At 70.2% G+C, this 19,310-nt stretch carries 15 protein-coding genes; 9 read left to right on the forward strand and 6 right to left on the reverse strand.

Translation table 11 applies throughout. The annotated features are described in order from the left end of the window. Positions 1-18: 18 nt before the first annotated feature. Entirely contained in the window at positions 19-5,763 is a 5,745-nt protein-coding gene (gene pulA, locus Dfulv_RS46885) for a pullulanase-type alpha-1,6-glucosidase (protein WP_259860261.1), read from the reverse strand. 458 nt (positions 5,764-6,221) lie between these two features. Between pulA and Dfulv_RS46890 the strand changes: the two genes are divergently transcribed. Continuing rightward, on the forward strand, positions 6,222-6,419 hold the full coding sequence (locus tag Dfulv_RS46890; RefSeq protein WP_259860262.1) for a hypothetical protein: 198 nt from the start codon (positions 6,222-6,224) through the stop codon (positions 6,417-6,419). On the opposite strand, the gene Dfulv_RS46895 is transcribed toward Dfulv_RS46890, so the two are convergent. After that, positions 6,409-6,858: a MarR family winged helix-turn-helix transcriptional regulator gene (locus Dfulv_RS46895; protein WP_259860263.1), complete on the reverse strand. Its 450-nt coding sequence runs from the start codon at positions 6,856-6,858 to the stop codon at positions 6,409-6,411. The genes Dfulv_RS46890 and Dfulv_RS46895 overlap by 11 nt on opposite strands. A gap of 82 nt (positions 6,859-6,940) precedes the next feature. On the opposite strand from Dfulv_RS46895, the gene Dfulv_RS46900 reads away from it, so the two are divergent. The 5 genes from Dfulv_RS46900 (at position 6,941) to Dfulv_RS46920 (ending at position 12,277) form a co-directional block, all read left to right on the forward strand. Further along, positions 6,941-7,282 carry a PadR family transcriptional regulator gene (locus tag Dfulv_RS46900; RefSeq protein ID WP_259860264.1) on the forward strand — a complete coding sequence of 114 codons (342 nt, stop codon included), beginning with the start codon at positions 6,941-6,943 and terminating at the stop codon, positions 7,280-7,282. Further along, positions 7,279-7,722 (forward strand): DUF1700 domain-containing protein, encoded by a 444-nt coding sequence (locus Dfulv_RS46905; protein ID WP_259860265.1) that lies wholly within the window; start codon positions 7,279-7,281, stop codon positions 7,720-7,722. The genes Dfulv_RS46900 and Dfulv_RS46905 overlap by 4 nt, the downstream gene beginning before the upstream one ends. A gap of 1,899 nt (positions 7,723-9,621) precedes the next feature. Further along, positions 9,622-10,170, forward strand: coding sequence for a hypothetical protein (locus Dfulv_RS46910; protein ID WP_259860266.1), 549 nt, complete (start codon positions 9,622-9,624; stop codon positions 10,168-10,170). A gap of 61 nt (positions 10,171-10,231) precedes the next feature. Beyond that, positions 10,232-10,684, forward strand: coding sequence for a YbjN domain-containing protein (locus tag Dfulv_RS46915; RefSeq protein WP_259860267.1), 453 nt, complete (start codon positions 10,232-10,234; stop codon positions 10,682-10,684). A 33-nt stretch (positions 10,685-10,717) separates the two neighbouring features. Beyond that, positions 10,718-12,277: an aldehyde dehydrogenase family protein gene (locus Dfulv_RS46920; RefSeq protein ID WP_259860268.1), complete on the forward strand. Its 1,560-nt coding sequence runs from the start codon at positions 10,718-10,720 to the stop codon at positions 12,275-12,277. Positions 12,278-12,331: 54 nt separating this feature from the next. Here the strand turns inward: Dfulv_RS46920 and Dfulv_RS46925 are convergent, their stop codons facing one another. Next, positions 12,332-13,654 (reverse strand): MFS transporter, encoded by a 1,323-nt coding sequence (locus Dfulv_RS46925; protein ID WP_259860269.1) that lies wholly within the window; start codon positions 13,652-13,654, stop codon positions 12,332-12,334. Between the two features lie 19 nt (positions 13,655-13,673). Between Dfulv_RS46925 and Dfulv_RS46930 the strand changes: the two genes are divergently transcribed. Next, positions 13,674-14,660, forward strand: coding sequence for a GlxA family transcriptional regulator (locus Dfulv_RS46930; RefSeq protein ID WP_259860270.1), 987 nt, complete (start codon positions 13,674-13,676; stop codon positions 14,658-14,660). Positions 14,661-14,698: 38 nt separating this feature from the next. Then, on the forward strand, positions 14,699-16,480 hold the full coding sequence (gene ggt / locus Dfulv_RS46935) for a gamma-glutamyltransferase (RefSeq protein WP_406567894.1): 1,782 nt from the start codon (positions 14,699-14,701) through the stop codon (positions 16,478-16,480). A 162-nt stretch (positions 16,481-16,642) separates the two neighbouring features. On the opposite strand, the gene Dfulv_RS46940 is transcribed toward ggt, so the two are convergent. From Dfulv_RS46940 to Dfulv_RS46950, 3 genes are read right to left on the reverse strand one after another with little or no spacing between them, the layout of a single operon-like run. Continuing rightward, positions 16,643-17,851: an RNA polymerase sigma factor gene (locus Dfulv_RS46940; protein WP_259860271.1), complete on the reverse strand. Its 1,209-nt coding sequence runs from the start codon at positions 17,849-17,851 to the stop codon at positions 16,643-16,645. Between the two features lie 10 nt (positions 17,852-17,861). Beyond that, positions 17,862-18,506 (reverse strand): LysE family translocator, encoded by a 645-nt coding sequence (locus Dfulv_RS46945; RefSeq protein ID WP_259860272.1) that lies wholly within the window; start codon positions 18,504-18,506, stop codon positions 17,862-17,864. Positions 18,507-18,556: 50 nt separating this feature from the next. Beyond that, positions 18,557-18,973 (reverse strand): GNAT family N-acetyltransferase, encoded by a 417-nt coding sequence (locus Dfulv_RS46950; RefSeq protein ID WP_259860273.1) that lies wholly within the window; start codon positions 18,971-18,973, stop codon positions 18,557-18,559. Positions 18,974-19,054: 81 nt separating this feature from the next. Between Dfulv_RS46950 and Dfulv_RS46955 the strand changes: the two genes are divergently transcribed. Beyond that, entirely contained in the window at positions 19,055-19,264 is a 210-nt protein-coding gene (locus tag Dfulv_RS46955) for a VOC family protein (RefSeq protein WP_259860274.1), read from the forward strand. The last annotated feature ends 46 nt before the right edge of the window (positions 19,265-19,310 follow it).

A 19,310-nucleotide genomic window follows, 5' to 3' on the forward strand; every position in this document is an offset into this window, starting at 1 on the left:
TCGCCGAAATGAAGCGTGTCAAGCCGCCTCCACAAAGATCGCCACGGTGCGTGCCGGAACACTGAACGAACCGTGAGCACTGTCGAAGGTGGACTGTCGCGCCACCGGATCGGCGGAGGCCACCTGGACGGGGTGCAGGGTGACCCTCGCCCCGCGGTAGGCGCCGACGGTCTGCGTGGTCGCCGCGGCACCCGCGTTGAACACGACCACCACCGACTTCCAGCGCCCGTCCAGTCCACGGGCGTCGAGGACCATCGTGATGACTCCGGGCGTGGCCTGCGGGCCGGACAATGGGAAGCTCAGCCGCTGCTGCACCTGCGCCGCCGTGCCGAGCGCGAAGACCGGCGAACTGGCCCGGATCTTGAGCAGTTCCTGGAACCGCGCCACCGACAGGTTGATCGCGTCGCAGCCGGGCACCAGCCCGGGATCCGCCAGCAACGGCTGCGCGTACGACCACTTGTCCTGGTTGTCGGCGGCCGGCGGAAGGCCCGCCCCGAAACCGTTGCCGTCGGCACAGTCCCACCGGATCTGGTTGAACCAGTCCCCGGAGTTGTACGAGTTGCGGTCCAGCGACTTCGACCGGAGCCGGTCGGATCCGGTGGTCACGAACCCGGTCCCCTGCCCGAGCACCGTGGTCGACAGCGCCACCACCTGGAGCCGGGCCCGCTGTTCGGCGGTCGTGCCGGTCGGCAGCTTGTAGGCCATCACGTCGAAGAGGATCTCGTTGTCGTGTGCGTCCACATAGGTCACCGACTCGGCGGGTGCCCTGGTGTAGCCGGCCGGCGAGCCGTTGTAGTCGACCTGCGCGCCGGTGACCCGCTTGCCCGTCGAGTCGACGAACTCGTACGCGGCGAGGTTGCCGGTGAGCCCTACCTGGATCAGGTCCTGGTAGTGCAGCAGCCGGGCGCGCTGCTCGGCGGTCGAGCCGTTGACCGGGTCGCCGTTGGGAGCGGTGTAGAGGCCGCTGGCGAAGCCCTGGACGCGCGGGTTACCGTCGAACGGGCCGCCGCCGCGGACGGCGTCGCGGAGCCGGTCGTTGAACGTGCCGACGCCGGTGCCCGCCATGTTGGCCTGGGTCGCCTGGACGAACCGCGCGTTGCCGGCGACCTCGCCGAAGTTCCAGCCCTCGCCGTACAACAGGATCTTCTTGCCGTCGACGCCGTCCTTGGCGACCGTGAGCTGGTCCAGGGCCGCCCGCACGGCCATGATGTTGGCCTTCGGGTGGTGGCCCATCAGGTCGAACCGGAAGCCGTCGACCTTGTACTGCTTGGCCCACAGCACCACCGAGTCGACGACCAGCTTGCCCATCATCGCGTTCTCCGGTGCGGTGTTGGCGCAGCAGGTGGAGTTCGCGACCGTGCCGTCCTCGATCAGGCGGTGGTAGTACCCGGGCACGATCTGGTCCAGCACGGAGTACTTGTCGGTGCCCGCGGCGGTCGTGTGGTTGTAGACGACGTCCATCACCACGCGCAGCCCGGCGTTGTTGAGCCCGGCGACCATCTGCCGGAACTGCACGATCCGCGGGGTGCCCTGCGGGTCGGTCGCGTACGAGCCCTCCGGCGCGTTGTAGTGGAACGGGTCGTAGCCCCAGTTGTACCCGTCGGCGTCGGCGATCTGGGCGATGCACGCCTGCTGCTGCTGGGAGTCCGGCGGCAGTGCGGCCAGGTCGCACGGCGGCCGGGCCTGGTCGGCGCGCACCTCGGGGATCGTGGAGATGTCGAAGACCGGCAACAGGTGGACGTATGACGTGCCGGCCTGGGCCAGCTGCCGCAGGTGCTGCATGCCCGCCGACCGGGTCTGGGTGAAGGCGAGGTACGTGCCGCGCTGTGCCGCCGGCACCGTGGTGTCGGCGATCGAGAAGTCGCGGACCGACAGCTCCTGGATCTGCGGCCGGTTCGGGACCGAGGGCTTGCGCAGGCCGGTCCAGCCGTCCGGGCGCAGCGCCGGGTCGGCGAGGTCGGCCAGCTGGCTGTGCGTGCCGTTGGCGGCGAGCGAGACGCTGTACGGGTCGGTGACCGACGCCGTCGTGACGCCCTTGACCGCCGGCTGATACGCCGTGACGCGGAACTTGTAGTACCTCCCCTTCCACGACCGGTCGCCGGTGACGCTCCAGACGCCGGTCCGGTCGTCGCGCTGCATGGCCACCAGCTGGGGCGCGCCGTCGGTCGCCGCGTACAGCTCCAGCTGCACGTTCTGCGCCGTCGGCGCCCACACGCTCACCGTCGGCCGCCCGTTGTCGAACGCCGGGCCGAGCCGGGCGCTCAGGGCGGCGCCGTAGAGGTCGTCGAGCGCGCCGGCGATCTGCACGCCGGTCGCCTCGGTCACGTTGCCGGCGGCGTCCCGCTCGACGGCGACGACCTGCCCGCGCAGGGCCGCGGCGAGCGCCGCCCGGTCACCGGCGACCCGGAAGCTCTGGTACGCCCAGAGGTGCGGGAACTTCGCCCGCTGCGCCTCGGTCAGGCCGCCCGGCACCGCCGCCATCGCGAGCTTCGAGCCGTTGCCGACGAGCTGCCCGTCGACGACCGACAGTCCGCCGCTCGGCGCCGACCACAGCTCGTAGCTGTGGCCGTCGGTCGGGCCGGCCCGCCACGCGACCGTGTTCCGGTCGATCCACACCGCCTTCTGGAGGTTCACGTCGGTGTCGGGCGTGCCCTGCTGCGGCATCGGCAGCAGGTATTTCTCCCGGCCCGACAGCATCCACACCTCATGGCCCACGGTCACAAGGTCGAGTGTCTGGTCGGTGGGCAGGTCCTTGGTGTCGCCCTTGTGGATGATGTAGTTGAGCAGCGGCGCGTTGTCGGCCAGCGGCACCCGGAACTTCACGCCGAAGGCGTCGGTGCCGGCCGGCTGCAGCGGGCTCGCCCAGTCGGTCGGGTTGGCCGCGCCGTTCCAGACGTGCAGGCCCCAGCCCGTGTAGTCGTTGTCGGCGCGCCGGTAGTGCAGCACGGCGGTGTGCTCGGCGGCGGCGCGGGTCGGGTGCACGACCCCCGCACCGGAGCGGATCCACGCCTCGCCCTGCCGGCTCGGGAGCACGGACTGGTCCGGTCCGGGGTCCTTGACGTCGCCGTTGTGCACGATGAAGTTGACCTGCTTGGCCGGGTCGCTCACCGGGACGTGCCAATAGGCGCCGAACTCGTCGGTGCCGTCCGGCGGCCGAGGGCTCGCCCAGTCGGTGCCGGTCCCGGGGGCGAGGCCGTCGCCCCACAGGTGCAGGCCCCAGCCCGTGTAGCTGCCGTCCGGCCGTCCATAGTGGACGGAGACGGTGCCGGTGGCCGCTGCCTGGGAGGTGTAGATGGTCGCATCTCCTTGCTTGAGCCAGATCTCCGGCTGCTTCGTCGGGTCGATGGAGCGGTCGACGGCGACGTCCTTCACCCCGTCCGAGTCGACCACCAGGAAGCCGACGTTCTTGGCCCCCGGCTTCAGCTTGACCCATGCGAAGCGCCCGTACGAGTCCTCTCCCTGGAACGGCGCGCCGTTCGGCCAGGTCATCGGCTCCTGGAGGTCACCCCACGCGTACAGGCTCCAGGGGTCGTAACCGCCCGCCGGCCGCTGGTAGTGGACGATCGCGTAGTCCGGGGACACCGCGCTCGGTGGCGTTCCGACCTTCGTCTCGGTTTTTGCCTCAGCGGTACGACCTGAGCCGTCCCTGACCACGGCCTTGTACTCGACCTTGGTGCCGGCGGGCAGGCCGTCGAGGTCGTGGTGAACCGCATACGGGGCGGCGTGGTCGGTGCCCAGCAAGGTCCACTTGCCGTTGCCGACCTTCGCCGCGAACGTGACCGTCGCCATCGGGTCGCCGGTGACGTCGGCGGTGACCTGGGCGATCGTCGCCGGGGTCGCCGGGGCCTTCAGCGTGATCGTCGGCTTCGCCGCCGGCTTGGCGATCTTGCCGCGCGCCTTGAACACGACGCTGGACAGCGGCGGAACGCTGATCTCGAGGCTCCGGTCGCCCGCGCTCGCCGCGATGGCGCCGGGAGACGGGTAGATCCGGTCGAACGTGGTGTTCGCCATGTACGTCGGCACGCGCACCGTCTGGGTGCTGTTGCCGTTGTTCACCGCCACCACGTATTCGACGCGCTGCTCCGGGTCGATCCGGGAGAACGCGAAGACGTTCTGGTTCGCATACCGCGTGACCTGGACGCCCTGCCGCAGGCCGGGGTTGTCCTCGCGCAGCCGCGCGAGGCCGGCGATGGTGCGGTAGATCGGGTGGTTCTGATCGTAGTTCGCGGTGGCGTGCGTGTTGTCGGTGCCGAGCAGGTCGTCGTCGAGGTAGTCGGCGGTCCGGCTCGCGAACATGTCCTGGCGGGCGTCCTTGTCGCCGCCGGGCCCGGTGAAGCCCTGCTCGTCGCCGGAGTAGACGACCGGCTGGCCGCGCGTGAGAAACATCAGCTCGTGGCCGAGCTGGTCGCGGCGCAGATGCGTGGTCGGATCGGTGCCGCCGGTCGCGACGAACATGCCGACGCGGCCCATGTCGTGGTTGCCGAGGAAGGTCGGCAGGGTCGACGCGCTGGTGCCGGCCGACGTGTACAGGTCGTCCTGGGCGTAGAGGTCGGCGAGCTGCTGGCCGGAGCCGCCGCGTGCGACGAAGTCGACGGCGGCCTGCTGGAACGGGAAGTCCAGCGTCGCCGGGAGCCGTCCCTTGCGGACGTAGAGCGAGTCGAAGGCGGGGTTCGCGTCGTACACCTCGCCGAACATGAAGAAGTCCGGCTTCTTCGCCTGCCGCGCGGCGTCCCGGACGCCCTGCGCGAACTGCGGCCAGAACTGCAGGTTGACGTGCTTCGCGGTGTCGATACGGAAGCCGTCGATGCCGGTGTCCTTGACCCAGTCGGCGTAGATCTTCGTCATGCCCTTGACGACCTCGGGCCGCTCGGTCCACAGGTCGTCGAGCCCGAAGAAGTCGCCGTACTCGCTGTTCTCGCCGGTGAAGGTCGAGTCGCCGCGGTTGTGGTACATGGTCGGGTCGTTGAGCCACGCCGGCTTCTTGACCGTCTTGTCCTTCTCAGTGGGGAACACCGGGGTGTACGGGAAGGACTGCGCGTCGACGGGCGGGAAGCCCTTGGTGCCGTCGGCGAAGTTGCGGTCGTCGAACTTGTTGCCGTTGACGTCCTTGTACGGGTAGTCCGTCTTGTCGCGGTACGAGTACTGGTTCTGCGCGTACCGGATCACGTCCGCGGTGTGGTTCGTGATGACGTCGAGGTAGATCTTGATGCCGCGCTGGTGCGCCAGCCGCGTCAGCCGCTTGAGGTCTTCCTTGGTGCCGAAGTGCGGGTCGATCTCGGTGAAGTCGGTGATCCAGTAGCCGTGGTAACCGGCCGAGATGTCGTTGCCGCTGCCCTGCACCGGCCGGTTCTTGAGCAGCGGCGCGAGCCAGATCGCGGTGGTGCCCAGGCCCTGGATGTAGTCGAGCCGGTCGATGACACCCTTGAGGTCACCGCCGTGGTAGAAGCCCTTGTCGGTGGGGTCGTAGCCGGTGCTCAGCCGGTCGCCGGACAGGCCGCCCCGGTCGTTGGACGGGTCGCCGTTGGCGAAGCGGTCCGGGAGCACGAAGTAGAACTGCTCGGCGTGCTGGGCCTTGCCGCCGTCGAGCAGGCTCGCGATCGACGGCTCGTTGGCCCACTGCGGGATGCCCTGGTCGAACCCGCTGGGCGCGGTGGCGGCGTCGGGCATCGTGGGGTTGCTGCCCGGGACGGCGACCAGCAGCGCCAATGCGGCCAGTGCGCCGAGGAGCGGCTTCGTAAGTTTCAGGGCGTGCTTGGAGGGCATGGCGGGCCTTCCTGCAGGACAGGGGCGTCTCTTGGCTGGGCCGCACCGTAGCGATCGAAATTGATCCTTACAAGGCTTGACAAGCTGCTCCTAGGCTCTCGCCATGCGTCCCGCCATCGTGATCGCCGCGGCTCTTCTGTGCGCCGCCTGCACCTGTTCAGCGTGCGCATCGACCAGGCGCACCGTCGGTCCGGCACCGGCGCAGCTGACCCTGGTCGCCGGGCAGCAGGATTCGGCGCTGCTGAAGTCGTCGCTGACGAAGCTCGGGTCCAAGGCAGAGGGCGATCGGCTGGTGGCGCCGGCCTCGGCGGGCGCGACGCCGGTGGCGCAGGCCCGCGGCACAGGACAGGGCCTCGTGCTGACCGGCGACCGGGCCAAGTCGCTGGCCGCCGACCCCGCGGTGGCGCAGCTGTCCGGGAAGGTCGCCGTCGGGGTCCTCGACGACGCCGGGGGTCCGCGTGGTGGTCTGCACCTCGTGGGACTCGGCCGCGACAGCCACGGCGGAGGCGGACAAGCAGCGGACGGCCTATCCGGCGGAAGCGGCTGCCGAGGTGAAGGCCGACGGCAAGCTCGTCCGGGCCGTCTCCACGGCGGCGTCACCGCGGGCGGTGTTCGACAGCCTGGACAAGCACGCCCTGCCCGGCGTCACTGCTTGAGGGTCTCGGTGATCTGTTGACTGATCTCCCGGAGCTGCTCGACCTGCTCGGGGGTGAGCGGGTCGAACAGGTGGGTGCGGACGGTCTCGACGTGGCCGGGCGCGGCGGCCTCCAGCGCGGCGAAGCCCTCGTCGGTCAGGTCGGCGAACTGGCCGCGCTTGTCGTCGTCGCAGTCGCGCCGCCGGACCCAGCCGCGGCTCTCCAGCCGCGTGACGGCGTGTGAGAGGCGACTGCGGGACGAGCGGGTCAGGACGGCCAGTTCACTCATGCGCAGCGACCGGCCGGGCGACTCGGAGAGCACGACGAGAATCTCGTAATACGCATGCGGCATGCCGGCGTCATGCTGCAGTTCCCGGTCGAGCCGGTCGATGAGCAGCGTGGCGGCGGCATAGAAGGCGCGCCAGGCACGCTGCTCGTCATCGTCGAGCCAGCGGGTCACCCCGTTATTTTTGCACGTACAGAAATGTCTTACCGATCATGCCTGATTACTCTACCTTGCGCTGCAAGGTACTATGTCTGACATGGATGTACCGGGCTCGCTGTCGACCGCGCTGCGGCGCGGGACGCTGGAGTTCTGCGTGCTGGCGTTGCTGGAGGAGGGCGAGCGGTATGGCGTGGAGCTCGTCCGCCGCCTCGGCGCCGAGCGCACGCTGACCACCAGCGAGGGCACGCTCTATCCGCTGCTCGCCCGGCTCCGCCGGGCCGGCTGGGTGGAGACCAGCTGGCGGGAGTCACCCGCCGGCCCGCCGCGCCGCTATTACGAGCTGACCCCCAGCGGCCGCTCGGCCCTGCGCCACTTCCGCGACGAGTGGACATCCTTCCGGGACACCGTCGACCGAATTGTCGGAACGAGGGCGGCATGAGCACCTACGATGGCCTGGTCAACGACTATCTCCGCGCCGTCGAGCAAGCCTTGGCGGGCGTGCCCGCCAGTCGGCGCGACGAGTTGCTCGCCGACTTGAGCGAGCACATCGCCGCCAAGCGGGCCGAGCTGACCCCGGAGCGCGAGACCGAGGTCGAGGTGCGGTCGATCCTCGAGCTCCTGGGCGACCCGGCCGACGTCGCCGCCGAGGCGATGCTGGACGCTGAGCCGCAGCCCCCGATGGTGATCCAGCCCGGCAAGAAACTCGGCGCGGTGGCCTGGGTGCTGATCACGATCGCGGCGGTGTCGACCCTCTGCGTGGGGACGATCCTGGTCGGCGTGCTGTTCTTCGTGGCCGGCAACAACAACTCGGGCTCCGAAACCACCCCGATCGAGTCACCCGCCGCGGTGTCGCAGTCCCCGGTGCCGTCGCCCACCTGAGCTCACAATCGCCGCGAGGGCCGGACCGTCAACACTGGTCCGCTAGATCTTGCAGTTGTGGTGCCGAGACACTCTCTGCATGCCCGGCTTGTTGGGCACCACAACGGCAAGATCGACGCACAAGAAGCCGGCGAGCGTTGATGGACACCGCACTCATGTCAGTCTTGATCGTCGAAGGATACGGCCGCTCGGGCGAGTGGCCCGGCCACGGATGACGACCCACGTCGACATTCTTGATCGCGTCCGCCAGGGCGGCGCCCAAGCTCGACCACTCCGACCGTCGGGGTTCAGCACCCGTGATCGCGAACTTGCCGCAATCATGGCCAAGCACCGGAACGAAGCGCGCGGGACCGAGCGGCCAGTTTCATGATCGCGGAGCGTTTGTGTAGCCAGGGAGCCTGTTGCGCAATTCGCTGGGACAGCGTCGGCGGCCCAACTGCGCGCCGATCTTGGAGTTGTGGCGCCATGAACCTCCGAATTTGTCCGGGTTTGTCAAGGACCACAACTCCAAGATCGGCGCGGTTGTCGGGGTTGACGCGCGAGGGATCCGAATTGCGCGACAGGCTCCAGGGGTGCACAAACGCTCCACGATCATGAAACGGTGGCCGAACCGCCCGACCGCGCCCAGCCGCGGCACCCATGATTGCGGTCGCGGCGAAGCCAGGACTGTCAAGAGTCCCGCGGAGCCTCCGCCACCACAGATCGATAGGGGTTGTCGTCATGGGTTTCGGCCGGTTTGTGGCCGTGATCGCGATCCGTTCGCGATCACGGGTGCGGCGGTTGAGTCTGGCCGGGTGGTGCGGCTGCGGTTCGTAGATCAAGGGAAACTTCGGGCTGCCTGGACAGCCAGATGTTTCCGATGATCAAGCAACCCGGGACAAGCCAAGCGCGGAGCACGACCGCCCCGGACGACGAGCCCACGGACGACGAGCCCACGGACGACGGGGCCACGGACGACGGGGCCACGGACGACACGAACCGGCACCACGAACCGGCACCACGAACCGGCACCACGAACCGGCACCACGAACCGGCAATGCGAGGGCACGGCTGGGTGCGCGGCCCGGCACCGCTTGACAAAATCCTTCACAGATCACGGAACTTTTGCGGGCCTGGAACCCCGAAAAAGGTCCGTGATCACGGAAGATTCGTGCTGCTCCAGCAACACCAACTCTCCGCGATCACGAACTGCAGCCGGAACGCCCAGCCGCGCTCAGCCGCTGCACCGGTGTCGCCAGGACCGGTGTCGCCAGGAGCGGCTCGGCCGCCGTGCTCGGCGTGATCGCGAACGCATCGCGATCACGGCCGCCAATGGCCGGAATCCGCGGAGGCCGGCCCGATCACGAACCCGACCGGCGACCGGCCCGGCAGGGCACCGAGCATGGTGGAGTTCGACGGCCCGACGACCGGATCCGTCATTGGTCAATGATCGTTAGTCCCGGCTGACAACGCCGGCCATTGAGGGCTGGACCGTCGACGGCGCATGCCGGGATAGGCCGCGGCTGGGCGGCAACAGCCGGCCGCTCAAGCGCCAGCGGGCTGTGCGCCTGCGCCCCAACTCGGGCCGGACCTGCGTCACAGATCTCAGCGCGGTGCGCCTCGACCCGTCAGCGGCGGCGCCGTGGAGAAGCGGTCGCGAGGCCCGGCGAGACCTCGCGACCGCAGCTCCTGGAAGACGTCGCCGAGCGGACGACGCTTGCGCGCGTCCGCTCGGCGACCAACGTCCGCATCGCCCCGTCCTCCCCAATTCGATACGAACGCGCCACCGCCCCCCGATCGTGTCCGACCCGCGACCGCCCCCCGGTCCGACGCCTTATGGCTGGTGGGTCCAGATCAGCGTATCTAGACGTCTAGGTTCGCGCAATTGTTGATTTGCGGAATTGTGGATAGCCTTGCGGCGTGCATGGCCGCCTCTTTCCAGTCGCCGAGGACTGGTATGAATGGCGCCAGGACGACCCGCCCCTGGCCGGGACGGTCCGGGTGCGGATCGGAGTGGGTGCGGGCGGGCGGCTGGTGCTGACCGGGCTGCTCATCGACGGCACGCCCAGCGCCGATCTGTTGCGCGCGATCCCTGTCGGTCGCATCGAGGCCGCGGCCAATGCGCAGTTGGCGGTGGTCGACACTCCTCTCGGCACCGCGCCTGTGCTCAACATCAGGGCCAGACCTGTCACGGCGCCGGTCGCCGAGGACGTCGGCTGGGAGATGGTGGAGCCGGCGCTCGCCGTGGCGCGGACGGCATCGAGCACGGCGGTGCGCCTGCGCGGCCGGCCCGACGTGTTCTACCGCGAGGTCGCCGACGTCTACCTCAACTTCGCCCAGGCCTCGCCCCGGCCGGCATGCGACCTCGCCGACCAGCACGGAGTGCCGGTCAGCACCGCCCACCGATGGGTCAAGGAGGCCCGTCGGCGCGGGTTCCTCCCGCCGGGACGGCCCGGCAAGAGCGGCTGACGCGGATCACGCAAGATTCAGCCGGATCGGCGGGGATGCATGGCGCCGGTATGGTGGGGACGTGTCGATCGACGACGCGTTACGCACGAAGGTGCACCGGCTGGTGACCGACTATGTCGGCGGCCAGCCCGTGCCGCCCGACCTCAGCACGGCGCCGGCGGCGATCCGCAGTGGGACCGCCGTGCTCTACCTGCGACTGCTCGCCAATGACCCGCCCTTGGTCCGGATCTTCTCGCCGCTGCTGCGCAAGATCGACTGCTCGTCCGAGCTGCTGGCCGAGCTCAACGATCTGAACGGCCGGCTCAACTTCCTCCGGATCTTCTGGCGCGACCAGTCGGTGATCGCCTCCACCGAGCTGCTGGCGGCGACGCTCGACCCGATCGAGCTGAGCAACGCCTGCGACTGGGTCGCCGACGCCGCCGACTACTACGACGTGCGGCTGCGCGACCAGTTCGGCGGGGAGCTGGCATTCAGTCCGCCACCGGCCTCCGACCATCCGGCCGACCGGCCCTGAGAAATTTGTCGGTCCTGGGTCCAAGATGGACCCATGACGCGCCTCATCGTCTCCACCGTCGGCGGCAATCCCGTCGAACCCCAGGACCGCCGCGAGCCATCGATCAACCCGTCCCGTCTCGACGACGTCGTCGCGGAGGTGGCGCTGGCCGACGTCGACACGTTCGTCGCCGCCTGCCGGTCCGCCCGTCGCGCGCAACGGGCGTGGGCCGACGTGCCGGCACCGGTTCGCGGGCGGGTGGTGGCCAACCTCGGCCGCCTGGTCGAGGCCAACTTCGAGGCCCTGACGGCGCTGGTGACCCGCGAGGTGGGCAAGACCCTGGCCGAGGCGCGCGGCGAGGTGCAGGAGATCGTGGACACCTGCGACTTCTTCCTCGGCGAGGGCCGCCGGCTCTACGGGCAGACCGTGCCCAGCGAGATGCCCGACAAGCAGCTGTTCACGTTCCGCGTGCCGGTGGGCGTGGCAGCCGTCGTGACGGCGGGCAATTTCCCGGTGGCCGTCCCGAGTTGGTATGTGGTGCCGGCCCTCCTCTGCGGTAACGCCGTCGTCTGGAAGCCGGCCGAGTATGCCGCCGCCTGCGCCGACGCGTTCGCCGAGCTGATCCGCCGGGCCGGTGTGCCCGACGGCGTGCTCGACGTGGTCCACGCCGACGGGCCGACGACGTTTGCCGGACTGGAGACCGGCCTGCGGGAAGGGCTGATCGACAAGATCGGGTTCACCGGGTCGTCCGAGGTCGGCGCCCGCGTGGGTGAGCTCGCCGGGCGCCACCTCCAGAGCGCCTGCCTCGAGCTGGGCGGGAAAAACCCGATGGTCGTGACCGAGGACGCCGACCTCGACCTCGCGGTCCACGGCGCGTTGTTCGCCGGGTTCGGCACTGCCGGGCAGCGCTGCACCTCCCTCGGCACGCTGATCGTGCAGGAGAGCGTGCTGGACGAGTTCACGCGCAGGCTGGAGGAGGCGGTTCAGGGCGCGGCGATCGGCGACCCGACGGATCCGTCGGTGCTCTACGGGCCGCTGATGAGCGAGCGCTTCGCCGGTCGGTACGACTCCTATCTGCAATGGCTCGAAGACCATCACCGTGTGTCCGGCTCGTCCGGCGTCGGGCGGATCAGCTCAGGCAACCCCCGGGCGGGGTTCGTCGGCGACCCGGCGACGGGGCTGTTCTACCACCCGGTGCTCGTCCACGGGGTGCGGCCGGATGACAAGCTGTTCCAGCAGGAGACGTTCGGGCCGATCGTGGGCGTGACGCGGTATTCGACCCTGGACGAGGCGGTCGAGCTGGCCGACGCGCCTGGCTACGGCCTGTCGGCGGCGATCTACACGACCGACCCGCGGAAGGCGTTCACGTTCCGGCGCGGCACGCGGGCCGGCATGGTCAGCATCAACAATTCGACGTCGGGCGCTGAGGCGCACCTGCCGTTCGGTGGCAACGGCCGGTCCGGCAACGGCAGCCGCCAGTCCGGCGTGTGGGTGCTCGACCAGTTCACGCGGTGGCAGTCGATGAACTGGGACTACTCAGGCAGACTCCAGCGCGCCCAGATGGACACGGTGACGATCTCCCCAGATCTGGAGTACCGCCTGCCGGCGAGTTGACCTCGGTGGATTTCCGTGGCCACGGTTTTCCACCAGGGTCAACCATCGGCGACGCTACGCGGGGACCGGGACCGGAGGGGCGGTGGGGGCTGCGCGGCGGGTGCGGAACAGCAGCAACGACAACGCCGCCGCCGAGATCGACAAGCCGCCCGCGATGTACCAGGCCAGGTCGTAGTTGCCCAGCCTGTCGCGGAGCAGACCCGTCGACGTGGCGGCGATCGCGGCGCCGATCTGGTGCGACGCGAACACCCAGCCGAACACGACCGGGCCTGACATCCCGAAGTACTCCCTGCACAACGACACCGTCGGGGGAACCGTCGCCACCCAGTCCAGGCCGTAGAACAGGATGAACACCACCATGCTCGGCTTCACTGTCGCGGCGAACAGCATCGGCAGGACCAGCAGGGAGGCACCGCGAAGGGCGTAGTACCAGCCCAGCAGGATCCTGCTGTCCATCCGGTCCGTCAGCCAGCCCGACAGGATCGTGCCGGCGATGTCGAACAGACCGATCAGGGCCAGCAGTCCGGCCGCCGTGGGTTCGGCCATGCCGTGGTCGTGGGCCGCCGGGATGAAGTGGGTGCCGATCAGGCCGTTCGTCGTGGCGCCGCAGATGGCGAAACCGCCGGCCAGCAGCCAGAACGCCGGGGTCTTCGACGCCGTGCGCAGGGCGCCCAGCGCCCGGGAGGCCGCGCCCGTCGTCGGTGGCGGGGGCGGCGGCTCGTCGCCCGTTGCGCCGTATGCCGTCACGCCCAGGTCGGACGGGTGGTCCCGCAGGCGCCACAGCACCAGCGGCACCACCAGCAGCGCCGCGCCGGCCACCGTCAGCGCCGCCGTCCGCCAGCCGCGGTCTTCGACGAGCAGCGCCAGCACCGGCAGGAACACCAGCTGGCCGGCCGCTCCGCCGGCGGTCAGCACGCCGGTGACCAGGCCGCGCCGCTTCACGAACCACCGTCCGGTGATCGTGGCCACGAACGCCAGCGCCATCGACCCGGTGCCGAGGCCGACCAGCACGCCCCACAGCGCGATGAGCTCCCAGCTGTGCCGCATGAACACCGTCAGTCCGCTGCCGGCGGACACGAGCAGCAGCGCGTACGCCACGACCCGGCGGATGCCGAACCGCTCCATGAGCGCGGCGGCGAACGGGGCGGTCAGGCCGAAGAGCAGCAGGTTGATCGAGACGGCGACCGAGATCGTGCCGAGCGACCAGCCGAACTCCTCGTGCAACGGGTGGATCATCACGCCGGGAGTCGCGCGGAAGCCCGCCGCGCCGACGAGCGCGACGAAGGCGGCGACAGCGACCAGCCAGGCGGGGTGGAGTCGTTTCACGATCCGATGGTCAAGCGTCGCGACAAGAAAGACGAGTGGCCCGACAGCCATAGTGCGCAAGAATTGGGCCATGGCCGAGAAGCACCTCGTGACCGTCATCGCGCTGGACGGCGTGGTCCCGTTCGACCTGGGCACTCCGACCCAGATCTTCGGCACCGCGCGTGACGAGCACGGACACCGCATGTACCGAACCCTCATCTGCAGCCCGGAAGGGAAGGCGGTCCGGACCGCATCCGGCTACCAGGTGCTCCCCGACCATGGACTGGAGATCATCGAGCAGGCGGACACGGTGGTCGTGGCCGGCATCTCCTCGGGCGATCCGGTCGAGCGGGGCACCGTGGATCCGCAGGTCAAACTGGCACTGGAGCGCGCGCTGGACCGCGGCGCCCGGGTGATGTCCATCTGCACCGGCGCGTTCGTGCTGGCCGCCGCCGGCCTGCTCGACAACCGGCCGGCGACCACACACTGGTGGTGGGCGGACCGCTTCCGGGAGTTGTTCCCGCACATCAAACTCGACCCCGAGGTGCTGTTCATCGACGACGGCCCGGTGCTCACGAGCGCCGGCGTCGGCGCCGGCATCGACCTCTGCCTCCACGTCGTCCGCACCGACTTCGGCAGCGAGATCGCCAACCGGGCGGCCCGCCGCAGTGTGGTTCCGCCGTGGCGGGAGGGAGGGCAGGCGCAGTACATCGAGCGACCGCTCCCCCGGCTCACCGACACCACGACCGCGCCGACCCGCGCGTGGGCCCTGGAGCGGCTGAGCGAGCCGTTGACACTCCAGGACCTGGCGACGCACGCCACGATGAGTGTGCGCACATTCACTCGACGTTTCCGCGAGGAGACCGGAGTGAGCCCGGCGCGCTGGCTGCTGCAACAGCGGGTGGATCACGCCCGGAGGCTCCTGGAGGGCACCGATCTGCCGGTGGAGGTGATCGCCAGAAGGTCCGGACTCGGGACGGCGTCGTCGCTGCGCCAGCACCTGCAGACCACGATCGGTGTCGCGCCGAGTGCCTACCGTCGCACGTTCCGGGTTGTGCCGGAGGGCGCGGAGCGGTAGGCAGGATGAACGATCACCGTCGATCCTCTGGAGGCACCGTGCGAAGGCTCGTACCGTTCGTCCTGGTCCCGTTCCTGCTCGTCCCGGCCACGACGGCCGAGGCGGCCAGACCGCCGACACCGAGCGGGCCGACCGCCACCGGATACGGCGGGGCCGTGACCTCGGTCGATCCGACCGCGACCGCGGTGGGGCTGCAGGTCCTCCGCGAGGGCGGCAACGCCGTCGACGCGGCGATCGCCGTGGCGGCGACGTTGGGTGTGACCGAGCCGTTCTCCGCCGGGATCGGCGGTGGCGGCTTCTTCGTCTACTACGACGCCAAGACCGGTCGAGTCTCCACCATCGACGGGCGCGAGACGGCGCCGCGTTCGATGACGGAGACCGCGTTCGTCAACCCGGAGACCGGCCAGCCGTATGCGTTCCAGGAGGCCCGTGTCAGCGGCCTCTCCGCCGGCGTGCCCGGCACGCTCGCCACCTGGGACGCCGCACTGCGGCGCTGGGGCAAGCGGTCCCTGGCGAAGAACCTGCGCCCGGCGGGCGACGTCGCCCGGCGCGGCTTCACGGTCGACCAGACCTTCGCCCAGCAGGTGAAGGACAACGAGGCCGCGTTCACGCAGTTCAGCTCGACCTCGGCCCTGTTCCTGCCGGGCGGCAAGGTCCCCGCGGTCGGCAGCACGCTGCGCAACCCCGACCTGGCGGCGACCTACGACCTGATCGCCCGCCGGGGCATCGGCGCCTTCTACGGCGGCGAGGTGGGCCGTGACATCGTCACCACCGTGCAGCGCCCACCGCTGGCGGCCGGCCCGGCGCTGGACTGGCAGTACGAGATCCGCCCCGGCGGCATGACCCTCGCCGACCTGCGCGCCTACGAGGTGCGCCGCCCGGCGCCGACGCACGTGAAGTACCGCGGCTACGACGTCTACGGCATGGCGACCCCGTCTTCCGGCGGCTCCACGGTCGGCGAGGCGCTCAACATTCTCGAGCGGTCCGACCTGAGCAAGCTCGACAAGACCCAGGCGCTGCACCGGTACCTCGAGGCGAGCGCGCTCGCCTTCGCCGACCGCAACCGCTACGTCGGCGACTACACCCCGCGGCCGCTCCTCGACGCGCTGCTGACCGACGGCTTCGCGGCCGAGCGGGCCTGCCAGATCGACCCTGCGAAGGCGCTCGCCAAGCCGGTGCTTCCGGGTGTACCTGACGGTCGCTACGACGGCTGCGCCACGACCTCCGGCGGCGCCGCGACGGACTTCGGCAAGTCGACGACCAACCTGACCGTCGCCGACAAGTGGGGCAACGTGGTCGAGTACACGCTGACCATCGAGCAGATCGGCGGCAACGGCATCGTGGTGCCCGGCCGCGGCTTCCTGCTCAACAACGAGCTCACCGACTTCAACTTCACGCCGACCCAGGGCACCGCCCACGACCCGAACCTGCCCGGCCCCGGCAAGCGGCCGCGCAGCTCGATGGCGCCGACGGTCGTCCTGCAGCACGGCAAGCCGTTCCTGGCGCTCGGCTCGCCGGGCGGGTCGACGATCATCACGACCGTCCTGCAGATCCTGGTCAACCGGCTCGACCTCGGCATGAGCCTGCCGGAGGCGCTGGCCGCGCCGCGGGCGACGCAGCGCAACACGGCGTCGGTCACGGCCGAGCCCGCGTTCAGCAGCTCGGCGGAGGGGGTGGCGCTGGCCACGCTCGGCCACACGTACACCCCGATGGCCGAGATCGGCGCCGCGACCGCGATCGAGTTCCTCGACCACGGCAAGCTCCTGGCATGCGCGGAACCCGTCCGCCGCGGCTCCGGCTCCGCCGGCACCGTCCGCTGACCCGCCGCCCACCCCACCCCTCCCTCCCTCCCTCCCCGACCCGCGATCTTGGAGTTGTGGTCCTGACTTTATGCTGAAATTTCGGACAAGTTAGGGACCACAACTCCAAGATCGCGGCAGACTCTCGGGCGGGAGGGCAGGCTCCCGGGCGGGAGGGAGGGGTCAACGCAGCAAGGAGGCGGCGCGCGCCTGGAGGTAGCGCTGCTCCGGGAGGCTTGTGGTCCGGCGGGCCGCCAAGCCGTACCACTCCCTCGCCTCGTCGCGGCGTCCGGCCATCTCCAGCAGGTGGGCGCGCACCGCGGCGAGGCGATGGTGTTTCGCCATCCGGGTGTCGCCGTCCAGCGACGCGAGCAGTTGCAGCCCGGCCTCGGGACCATTCACCATCGCGGTGGCGACGGCCTGGTTGAGCGTGACGATCGGGTTCGGCGCGACCTGGGCGAGGAGCCGATACAGCGCGAGGATCTGCGGCCAGTCGGTCTTCTCCGCCTGCGGCGCCTCGTCGTGGACCGCCGCGATCGCCGCCTGGAGCTGGTACGGGCCGGGTGGCCCCTGCGGCAGCGTCTTTGTGATCAGCTCGACGCCCTCGTCGAGCATCGGGCGGATCCACCGGCTCCGGTCCTGCTCGGCGAGGGGCACCAGCGTGCCGTCGGGCAGCGCCCGCGCCGGGCGGCGGGCCTCGGTGAGCAGCATGAGCGCGAGCAGGCCGGCGACCTCCCCGTCGTCGGGGAGCAGCCGGTGGACCTCGCGGGTCAGCCGGATCGCCTCCGCGGTGAGGTCGCCGCGGTGGAGGGCGGCGCCGGAGCTCGTCGTGTAGCCCTCGTTGAAGATGAGGTACAGCACCTGGAGCACCACCTGGAGACGGGCCGGGCGCTCCGCGTCGGGCGGCAGCACGAACTGCGCGCCGGCCGCCTTGATCTTCTGCTTGGCGCGGCTGATCCGCTGCGCCATCGTGGCCTCGGGCACGAGGAACGCACTCGCGATCTCGGCCGTGGTGAGGCCGCCGACGGCGCGCAGCGTCAGCGCCAACTGGGAGGCCGGCGACAGGGCGGGGTGGCAGCACAGGAAGAGCAGCGTCAGCGTGTCGTCGCGGTCGGGCACCTCCTCCTCGGTCGGCGCCATCACGGCGACGGCCACCTCGCGGCGGCGCCTGGCGTCCTCGCTGCGCCACTGGTCGGTGAGCCGCCGCACGGCGACGGTGATCAGCCAGCCGCGCGGATTCGCCGGGACGCCCTCCTCGGGCCACTGCACGGCGGCGGCGAGCAACGCCTCCTGAACGGCGTCCTCGCAAGCGTCGAACTGCCCATACCGCCGGATGAGCGTCCCCAGCACCTGCGGGGCCAGCGTGCGCAGTTCGTCCTCGACGAGGGTCACACCCCCTTGTCTACACGACGACGGGGCGCGCCTTGTCCGTCGCCAGCTTCACGGCGATGAGGCCGAGGAGCGAACCGGTGACATATCGCTGGATCCGCAGCCAGGTCGGGCGCTTGGCGAGGAAGACGGCGATCGTCCCGGCGGCGAGCACGATGCCGGTGTTGACGAGCATGCTCACGGCGATCTGCACGCCGCCGAGGACGAATCCCTGCACCACGAGATGCCCGGCGCGCACGTCGACGAACTGCGGGATCAGCGACGCGTACATGATCGCCGCCTTCGGGTTGAGCAGGTTCGTCATCAGGCCCATCGTGAAAAGCTTGCGCGTGGAGTCGGGCGGCAGGTCCACGGGCGCGAACACCGACGTGCCGCCCGGTCGCACCGCCTGCCAGGCCAGCCAGGCGAGGTATGCGGCACCGGCCAGCTTGACCGCGAGGTACAGGCCGGGGACGGTCGCGAACACCACGGAGAGACCGAGCGTGGCCAGTGTCAGGTAGACGAGGAAGCCGACGGCCACACCGCCGAGGGAGATCAACCCCGCGCGGCGGCCCTGCGTGATGCTGCGTGAGACGAGGTACATCATGTTGGGCCCGGGCGTGAGCACCATCCCGAGCGCGACGAGCACAACACCGACAACCGCACCGATCGTGACCATGACACCGACGCTGCCCGCCCGCGGGCCGGACGTCGACAGCCAATCGACGATTACAGGCCTTTGACCCAGCGTCGCCACTCCGGCTGGACCGTGTAGCCCGCGGCGGACCAGGCGTGATGGGCGAGCGTGTTGTCGTCGAGGACCATCGCGTCGGCACGGTGCCCGCCGAAGCGCCGGAACCGCTCCTCGGCGGCGTCGAGCAGCAGCGTGCCGATGCCCTGCCGGCGCCGGTCGGGCCGCACCGCGAACCGGTAGAGATGGCAGCGCCAGCCGTCGAAGCCCGCGATGAGCGAGCCGACGATCTCGCCGCCGTCGATCGCCAGCAGCAGGGCCTCCGGGTCGCGATCGATCAGCGCCGTCACGGCGGCCGTGTCGTCGCCGACCCGGTTGGTGTCCTCGGCGGCGGTCTTCCAGAAGGCGAGCACGGCGGGAATGTCGTCGGCGGTCGCGGTTCGCAGGTGTGCCACTGCCCCGGACTACCACCCCGGCGGACGTTTGCGCACTAGGCTGCGGCTATCGGGTCCGTCACACGACCAAGGGAGTTTGCTGTGGCTTCACGACTCGACCCGGGCGACAACATCACCATCAGCCTCAGCGGCGACGACGCCGGTGAGCTGCACGGATACTGGGAGAAGCTCTCCGCCGGCGGCAAGGTGAACGTGCCGCTGGAAAAGCAGATGTGGGGCGACGAGTTCGGCGCCTGCGTCGACCAGTTCGGCATCCCGTGGATGGTGAACATCGTCCAGCCGCAGAGCTGAGGCGATCAGCCGCTTGCAGGTGTGCGCATCCGGGTGCCATAGGGTC

It is taken from the genome of Dactylosporangium fulvum (genome assembly GCF_025137375.1).
Lineage (GTDB): Bacteria > Actinomycetota > Actinomycetes > Mycobacteriales > Micromonosporaceae > Dactylosporangium > Dactylosporangium fulvum.

Excerpts from the sequence above, each read along its gene's own strand:
- pulA (WP_259860261.1), bottom strand. The coding sequence starts at position 5,763 with ATGCCCTCCAAGCACGCCCTGAAACTTACGAAGCCGCTCCTCGGCGCA.
- Dfulv_RS46900 (WP_259860264.1), top strand. The coding sequence starts at position 6,941 with ATGGATGTACCGGGCTCGCTGTCGACCGCGCTGCGGCGCGGGACGCTG.
- Dfulv_RS46905 (WP_259860265.1), top strand. The coding sequence starts at position 7,279 with ATGAGCACCTACGATGGCCTGGTCAACGACTATCTCCGCGCCGTCGAG.
- Dfulv_RS46920 (WP_259860268.1), top strand. The coding sequence starts at position 10,718 with ATGACGCGCCTCATCGTCTCCACCGTCGGCGGCAATCCCGTCGAACCC.
- Dfulv_RS46925 (WP_259860269.1), bottom strand. The coding sequence starts at position 13,654 with ATGGCTGTCGGGCCACTCGTCTTTCTTGTCGCGACGCTTGACCATCGG.
- Dfulv_RS46930 (WP_259860270.1), top strand. The coding sequence starts at position 13,674 with ATGGCCGAGAAGCACCTCGTGACCGTCATCGCGCTGGACGGCGTGGTC.
- Dfulv_RS46945 (WP_259860272.1), bottom strand. The coding sequence starts at position 18,506 with ATGGTCACGATCGGTGCGGTTGTCGGTGTTGTGCTCGTCGCGCTCGGG.